At 71.5% G+C, this 6,155-nt stretch carries 4 protein-coding genes and 1 pseudogene; 2 read left to right on the top strand and 3 right to left on the bottom strand.

Annotated elements, in window-relative coordinates:
* Positions 1–78: 78 nt before the first annotated feature.
* Both CCR97_RS29280 and CCR97_RS29285 read right to left on the bottom strand, forming a co-directional pair.
* Entirely contained in the window at positions 79–1,962 is a 1,884-nt protein-coding gene (locus tag CCR97_RS29280) for an ABC-F family ATP-binding cassette domain-containing protein (protein ID WP_111356461.1), read from the bottom strand.
* Positions 1,963–2,171: 209 nt separating this feature from the next.
* A complete protein-coding gene (locus CCR97_RS29285) occupies positions 2,172–2,990 on the bottom strand; it encodes a tetratricopeptide repeat protein (protein WP_111356462.1) in 819 nt (272 codons plus the stop codon).
* 228 nt (positions 2,991–3,218) lie between these two features.
* Here CCR97_RS29285 and CCR97_RS29290 point away from each other — a divergent pair, with 228 nt between their 5' ends.
* Positions 3,219–4,103, top strand: a complete 885-nt coding sequence (locus tag CCR97_RS29290) for a cyclase family protein (RefSeq protein WP_111356463.1) — start codon at positions 3,219–3,221, stop codon at positions 4,101–4,103.
* Positions 4,104–4,761: 658 nt separating this feature from the next.
* Here CCR97_RS29290 and CCR97_RS29295 read toward each other — a convergent pair.
* A complete protein-coding gene (locus CCR97_RS29295; RefSeq protein WP_146618694.1) occupies positions 4,762–5,163 on the bottom strand; it encodes a hypothetical protein in 402 nt (133 codons plus the stop codon).
* Positions 5,164–5,446: 283 nt separating this feature from the next.
* Between CCR97_RS29295 and CCR97_RS29300 the strand changes: the two are divergent.
* Positions 5,447–6,155: pseudogene (locus CCR97_RS29300) on the top strand (hypothetical protein); the annotation flags it as partial.

Here is a 6,155-nt window from a genome sequence, read left to right on the forward strand (position 1 = left end):
CTCGGCGGCGCCTCGGGCCTGCGGCCCGATGCACCTTGTCCGGGACACGGCGTCGGCGAGCGGCGGCACCAGCGCCGCTTACCCGGCCATCGCCTCTTCGTACTCCGACGACAGCGTCAGCCATTCGTCCTCGGCCGTCGCGAGCGTGCTCGCGGCGTCGGCGCGTTCCTTGGCGAGGCCGGCGGCTTTTGCCGCGTCGCGGGCGTAGAGGGCCGGATCGGCGAGCGCCGCGTCGAGTTTGGCGATGCGCTGGTGCAGCATCTCGATCTGCTTCTCCAGCGCGCCGATCTTCTTGCGCAGCGGCGCCAGCTCGGCGCGCTTCTCGGCTGCGGCGCGACGCTGGTCGGTGCGCGACGGGGTCTTGTCGGCCCTGTCGCTGCGCCGGTCGGTCTCGTCGTCGCCGGCCAGGATCAGCCGCCGGTAGTCGTCGAGATCGCCCTCGAAGGGCGCGACGCCCCCGTTCGCCACCAGCCACAGCCGGTCGGCGCAGGCGTCGAGCAGATAGCGGTCGTGCGACACCATCACGACGGCACCCCGGAACTCGTTGATGGCGTCGATCAGGGCGGCGCGACTGTCGATGTCGAGATGATTGGTCGGCTCGTCGAGCAGCAGCAGATGCGGCGCGTGGAAGGTGGCGAGCCCGAGCAGCAGCCGCGCCTTCTCGCCGCCCGAGAGCTTGCCCACCAGCGTGTCGGCGGCGCCCTCGGAGAAGCCGATGGCGCCGGCCTTGGCCCGCACGGCGCTCTCGGCCGCGTCCGGCATCAGCCGGCGGACATGCGTGTAGACGCTCGCGCCCTCGTCGAGCTCGTCGAGCTGATGCTGGGCGAAGTAGCCGACGTCGAGCTTGTCGGCGCGGGTGACGCGGCCGTCCATGGCGCCGATCTTGCCGGCGATCAGCTTGACGAGCGTCGACTTGCCGTTGCCGTTGGCGCCGAGAAGCGCGATGCGGTCGTCGTTGTCGATGCGCAGCGTCACGCGCTTGAGGATCGGCTTGCCCGGCTCGTAGCCGACCGACACGTCGTCGACCGCGATGATGGGCGGCGACAACAATCGCTGCGGTGCCGGCAGCACGATCTCCCGCACCTCGTCGGCGATGCGGGCCGGCGCCGGCCCGAGCCGCTGCAGCATCTTCAGGCGCGACTGCGCCTGGCGCGCCTTGGTCGCCTTGGCGCGGAAGCGCTCGACGAAGGCGGTGAGGCGGGCGCGCTGCAGCTCCTGCTTCTTTGCGAGCTTCTGGTCGAGCAGCAGCCGCTCGGCCCGCGTCTTCTCGAAGGTCGAGTAGTTGCCGCGGTAGAAGGTGAGCTTGCCGTTCTCCAGGTGCAGGATCGAGTCGACCGCGTTGTCGAGCAGGTCGCGATCGTGGCTGATCACCACGACCGTGTGCGGATAGCGGGCGATATGCTCCTCGAGCCACAGCGTGCCTTCGAGGTCGAGATAGTTGGTCGGCTCGTCGAGCAGCAGCACGTCCGGCTCGCGGAACAGCACCGCGGCGAGCGCGACGCGCATGCGCCAGCCGCCCGAGAACTCGCTCACCGGCCGCTTCTGGTCGTCGTGCGAGAAGCCGAGCCCGTGCAGGATCGCGGCGGCGCGGGCCGGTGCCGAATGGGCGCCGATGTCGGCGAGCCGCGTGTGCAGCTCGGCGATGCGGTGCGGGTCGGTCGCGGTCTCGGCCTCGGCGAGCAGCGCGGTGCGCTCGGTGTGGGCGGCGAGCACGATGTCGATCAGCGGCTGCGGCCCGTTCGGCGCCTCCTGGGGCAGGGTGCCGATGACGGTGCGGGCCGGCACGCCGATCTCGCCCGTCTCGGCGTGGTGCTGGCCCGTGATGGTGCGGAACAGGGTCGACTTGCCGGTGCCGTTGCGGCCGACGAGGCCGACCCGCGCGCCGGCGGGAACCTGCACCGAGGCGCGATCGACGAGAAGACGTCCGGCGATCCGGACCGTGAGGTCGGTGATGACGAGCATGCCGCCTTATACACGGATTTTCGGCGCGGGCAGGGGGCGTGTGCCTCGGGGCCGTGCCCCGGACAAGTCACATCGGGCGCAGGCCCGATGTGACGCAGAGCCGGGGCCCAGGGGCGGCCCGGCGATGCCTCGCCTCATGGCCCCTGGGTCCCGGCGCGCGGTGCGTCGCACCGCGTCCGGGACACGGGTGCGGCAACGGGCGCGTGCCCTCACCAGCACAGGGTGGTCATCACCTGGCCCTGCTTGTTCTTGATCACGTGCGGACAGCGCAGGCGCTCGAGCGCCGGCTTCGCGTCGGCATTGCCGAGCGCCACGGCGCGCTCGTAATAGGCCTTGGCGGCCGTCGTGTCCTTGTCGCCGCCGATCCCCTCGGCGGCGAAGTGGCCGGCCCGCTCCAGCGCACCGGCGTGGTCCTGGGCGGCCGCCTTCTCGAACAGGGCACGCGCCCCGGTGGCATCCTTGCCGCCGCCCGTTCCGGCCGCGAGCAGCAGGCCGAGCTGGTACTGCGCCTCTGCGTTGCCGGCCTCGGCGGATTTCGCGAGCAGGGCGCGCTGGCGGGCCGGATCGGCTCCGGCCGCGCCCGCGCCGGCGCCGCCCGACAGCGCCGCCAGGTTGGTGACGCCGCGCGGATTGCCGGCCTCGGCCGCCTTCTCGAACAGTTTTCGCGCCTGGTCCTCGCTCTTCGGCACGCCCGTGCCGGTGGCGTAGAGGAGGCCGAGCTCGACCATCGCGGCGGTGCTGCCCTTGTCGGCGGCACGGCGGAACGCCGCCGCGGCCTCGGCCGGCTGGCGGTTCGCCGCATAGGCGCGACCGAGCCCGTATTGCGCGCGCCGCGATCCCGCCGCGGCGACCTTGCAGAACCTGATCGCCGTCGCCACGTCCGCGGCCGCGATCTCGGCGACGCCTTTCACGTCCGCCGGCTTGTCGGGATCGCTCGGATCGGCGGCGATGCGGTCGCACAGCACGAGGTCGGCCGACTGTGCGAAGGCGTCGGCGGCCGGTGTGCCGAGGAGCGCTGCGAAACCCATGCAGGCCGTGACGAGAAGGCGGCTGGCTGTCGTCATGATGATGTCGCCGTCGGTCCCGATGAACCGTGTGCTGTGCGTGTGCCGTGTGGCGAAACGAGACTACGACCGCCGGCGGAACGCGGCAAGGCGAAGCCGGCCCGGCGTTCGAAGGCGCGCGTCGGCGCCGTCCGGTTCGTGTGCCGTCGAGTTCGTGTAGAGTGCGCGCCGCACGCAACCGAGGAGGTGTCGATGTGCGTTCCGGGATGCATGGAGGCCGTGACGGCCGGGCTGTCGCGCCGCGGCTTCTTCGGCCGCGCCGGAGCGACGGCGGCCGGCTTCGCCGCCACGGCGATCGCGCCGGCCTCGGTCCTGGCGCAGAACGCTCCGCCCGCCGCCGCGCCGGCCCCGTCCGCGGCCGCGCCGACGGCCGTGCTGCCGACCACCTTCACGCGGGTGATCGACCTCTCGCACACGCTCGGGCCGAAATTCCCGACCTTCTTCGACACCGCCGGGATCGAGCTCGAGCAGCGCGCCGACTTCGCGAAGGACGGCTACAACATGTATGTCTGGAAGCTGATCGAGCATGCCGGCACGCATATCGACGCGCCGATCCATTTCGCCGAGACGGGCGCGAGCGTCGACCAGATCAGGACGGAGACGCTGGTCGTTCCGCTCGCCGTCGTCGACGTCGTCGAGAAGGCGTCCGACGAGGCCGACTATCTGCTCTCGCGCGCAGATCTCGATGCGTGGGAGGCCAAGCACGGTCGCCTGCCGCGCGGCTGTTGCGTCGCCATGCATTCGGGCTTCGGCAAGCTCGCGCTCACCGATCCGGCGCGCTTCATCGGCCGCGACGTCGACGGGACGCTGCACTTTCCCGGCATCGCGCCCGAGGCGGCGGAGTGGTTGCTGAAGGAGCGCGACGTCGCCGGCCTCGCGGTCGACACGCTGTCGCTCGACAACGGCCCCTCGAAGGACTTCAAGACTCACAAGGTGTGGCTGCCGGCCGGCCGTTGGGGCCTGGAGAACGTCGCCAATCTGGAGCAGGCGCCGGCGGCCGGGGCGACGCTCGTCGTCGGCCTGCCCAAGATTGAGGAAGCGACCGGCGCACCGGTACGCCTGTTCGCGCTGGTCTGATCACGTCGCCGACGCGAATCGCGCGGGCATCGCCGCGTCCTCCGACGTCATCGCCGGGCTTGACCCGGCGATCCATCTCTCTGCGACAACGCGGCGGGCGGCCCCTGGATCCCCGCCTTCGCGGGGATGAGCGGCGTGTGGCGCGATGTCAGCGGAAAACGATCTGATCAGTTCGTCGGGGAACTCCTGCACGGTCGTACGGTCGAGCAAACTGATCCCGAGCCGCTCTCGTGAACCACGGAGCACAAAAAAAGGCGGGCGGTTCTTTCGAACCGCAAAGGTCCAAGAACAAAAAAAGGCGGGCGGTTCTTTCGAACCGCCCGCTGGGCATCGCAGCATCGCGCACCCCCGTGGCACGACGCTGCGCACCGACTGTTCGACCGAGACGACGCTCTCGCGTGTCGATCGATCGTTCGCGGGGGACAATGCTGCGGGCGGGTCCTAGCGGCTTTGATCTAGATCAGCCACGGGTCGGAAAATGGGGACAGGCGCCCGCCATGGCCGCTGCGCGATGCCGGAAAGGCGCATGAACAAAGGCGTTCTCGCACCGCGTCGAGCTGCGCGGCGGTCGCTGCATACGACCAATGTCGGATGCGAAGATGGTGAACGGCGGCGCCGGTCCGTCGCGTCCGCCGTCACGCGATTCAGCGCTGTTGCGTCAGCCGTTCCAGTCGATCGTGCCGACGTCCCACTTGGCGCGATTCTTCGCCGCCTTCCTGATGAAGTCGTCGACCGCGGCGGACGGCTTGTGATCGGGATTGGCCTTGCAGTAGGTGGCGATCATGCCGACGACCTTCTGCTCGTCGAGACCGGCGAGATCGACGTGCTTTCCGTCGTGCTCGAGCAGCGCGACATTGGCGGCGCTCAGATAGCCCTGCACCCAGGCGTAGAGCATCAGATTGACCGGGTTCTGCAGGCCCTCGGCCGGCTTCAGATCGGCTGCGAGCTTGCTGCAGCTCGACGCACCGATGCCCTGGGTGACGAGCGGCTCGGCGCGCGTCGCGGCCGGCAGGGCGATCACGCCGGCGGCCAACAGGCCGGTGGCGAGCAGAGGGGCCACGAACGTCCGTCCGATCATCGGAAACAACCTCCAAGGTACACAGGCCGCGATGCGACCTCTCGTCGAGCGGCGCCCCGCAGGTCGGGGCGCCGTCGGCCGGGACACTAGAACACGCGCCCGGACAATGGGAACCAATGCGGCATAAAATCGACAAGTTTGCGGTCCGAAACCGGGCCGGTCGCGGCCGGTGCGCCGGCCGGGACGGGGACATCCGTATCGGGGACAGCTGTGTCGGGGACCGTCCCGTCGGGGACGGTCGTGTGGCGTGCGCCGGGGAGGCGAGATGCTGGGATTCGATCCGGCCGGCGGGGTGACGTCGCTGCCCGTCTGGGGGACCGGCCTGGTCGCCGTCCTCGCCGTGGTGGGTGCCGTCGCCGCGTGGCGGCGCAGCGGCGCCGGGGCGCTGGTCGCCGGCATCGCCGCCCTGATCGTCGCCGCCGTGGCGGCCGGCGTCGCCGTCACCACCGGAATGATGCTGCACGAGCGGGTGGCCGAGCGTCGCGCCCTGGAGCAGCGCGTCGCCGATCTCGCGGCCCGCGTTTTGGTGCCCGGCTCGCCGCTCGCCTGCCTGGACGGGCTCGTCGCCACGCCGGGCGAGGCGGCTTGCGAGGCGGCGCTGTTCGCCCGTCCCGAGACGGCCGCGGCGGCCGTCTCCTACGTGGCCGCCCAGGTCGACCTCTTCATCCAGGCGGCGCCGCGTGTCGCCGGGGATGCGGCGGCGGTCCGCGCGCTCCTGCCGCTCAAGCGCGCCCTCGTCGCCGACCGGTTCGGGATCGTCGCCCACGTGCTCGCCCTGCGGGCCGGCTGCTCGTCCGACTTCTGCCCGCCGCTCGCCCTGTTCGAGCAGCCCGACCGCCTCCGCGGCCATCTGCGCGAGCGGCCCTTCGATGCGATCCTGGCCCGTCATGCGGCCGGCTGGCGCGCCGGTGGCGACGCCGAGGGCGCCCCGGTCGGTGCCCACGGCGGAGCGACCGCGCCCGGCCTCGCCGGCA

Source organism: Rhodoplanes elegans, from assembly GCF_016653355.1.
Taxonomy (GTDB): Bacteria; Pseudomonadota; Alphaproteobacteria; order Rhizobiales; family Xanthobacteraceae; genus Rhodoplanes; species Rhodoplanes elegans.